This is a genomic window from Micromonospora sp. PRAS1, assembly GCF_059553435.1.
This window is the reverse complement of the sequence record NZ_JCANNB010000132.1, coordinates 1-298: the sequence shown is the minus strand read 5'-3', so window position 1 is coordinate 298 and position 298 is coordinate 1. Positions and strand designations below refer to the sequence as shown.

Genomic DNA, 298 nt, shown 5'->3' with positions numbered 1-298 from the left:
ACCCCACCACCACCGCACGCGACTCCAACACCGCACGACCCCGCGCCAACGTGAACGCCACATCAACCGCATCCACACCAGACACCCGCGAAAGACGAACCGCCTGCTCCCGCACCGCACCCGCAGACTTCCCCGACAACACCCACGCCAACGCCGGCACAGACTCCGCCCGCTCCACCACCTCAACCTCAGGAGCCTGCTCCAAAATCACGTGCGCATTCGTGCCACTGATGCCGAATGAGGAGACTGCGGCGCGGCGGGGTCGGTCGGTTTCCGGCCAGGGTCGGGCCTCGGTCAG

At 67.4% G+C, this 298-nt stretch carries 1 protein-coding gene; it reads right to left on the bottom strand.

The annotated features are described in order from the left end of the window. On the bottom strand, positions 1–298 hold a 298-nt coding region (locus AC507J_RS32410; protein WP_496294392.1), incomplete at both ends, for a ketoacyl-synthetase C-terminal extension domain-containing protein.